At 51.9% G+C, this 1,021-nt stretch carries 2 protein-coding genes; both read left to right on the top strand.

Annotated features, from left to right (window positions below; translation table 11 throughout):
- The coding region (locus tag QK293_RS27460; RefSeq protein ID WP_282383507.1) for a transposase at nt 1-341 on the top strand (341 nt) is incomplete at its 5' end.
- A 145-nt stretch (nt 342-486) separates the two neighbouring features.
- Complete coding sequence (locus QK293_RS27455) at nt 487-777, top strand: hypothetical protein (RefSeq protein ID WP_282383504.1); 291 nt, start codon at nt 487-489, stop codon at nt 775-777.
- The last annotated feature ends 244 nt before the right edge of the window (nt 778-1,021 follow it).

Below are 1,021 nucleotides of genomic sequence, written 5' to 3'. Positions count from 1 at the left end.
GCGATCTTGTACCCAACGGATCAGCGACGGCCAAAGCCTTGGATTACAGCCTTAAGCGCTGGGTCGCGCTGACGCGCTACCTGGAAGATGGGGCCGTGCCCATCGACTACAACCCAGTCGAGAATCAGATCCGGCCGTGGGCGCTCGGGCGTTCAAACTGGTTGTTTGCCGGGTCGCTTCGCAGCGGCAAACGAGCGGCGGCGATCATGAGCTTGATCCAGTCAGCGCGTATGAATGGGCATGATCCGTATGCCTATCTCAAAGATGTGCTGACGCGGTTGCCGATGCAGCGAGCGAGTGAGATCGACCAACTGCTGCCGCATCAGTGGGTATCTGCCTGAGTCATGCAAGGTGACTTCGGCGGACGCTTACTGGTGTTGGGCGCCCAGTTTATGAGTTAACTGTTAATGGGCAGTCGCAGCGCATTGCTGTGACTGTTGGAGGAAATGGATTTATCGTTGGCGCAAATCCGAGGGGGAGCGTTAATTGAAAAATATAAAATTGATGGCGGATTATCAGTGTCATCCTCTTTGGAATATGTCCCCTGATGAGTATGGGGACATAGATCCTTGCGAGCTTCCAATCTCTAAAGAACTTCGGCTGCGTCTGGTGAAGTGGGCCGCTATATATGATGAAGCACTGGATGCTGATTATCCACCAAACTCCGGGTTTAAGAGTGAAGATCTAGAGCGCGAATTCAAGCGGGAGGGAGAGCAATTGGCCGAATGTTTGAGAAGTGAGCTCGGTCCGGATTTTTCTATTTCGCTTAAGATTTAGTTAGTGCGAAGGTCCGGGGCTGTAATTGGACGGATTTATTTATTGCCGATGGCCAGAGCATAAATCAATCACTGAGAACCCTCTGATTTTTCTCACGACAAATCGAAGAGCCAAGACTGTCACGTTTTTTGTATGAGCAATATGCAACGGGCGACCAACTGGTCGCCCGTTTTCATTCACTCCGCAGCCTGCGCCCGCAACCGCCGACCAATCACATCCATCAAATCACAACCATCACGCAACG

Origin of the sequence: Pseudomonas sp. AL03 (assembly GCF_029960815.1) — a bacterium.
Classification (GTDB): Bacteria; Pseudomonadota; Gammaproteobacteria; order Pseudomonadales; family Pseudomonadaceae; genus Aquipseudomonas.
This window is presented reverse-complemented; position numbering and strand designations above follow the sequence as displayed.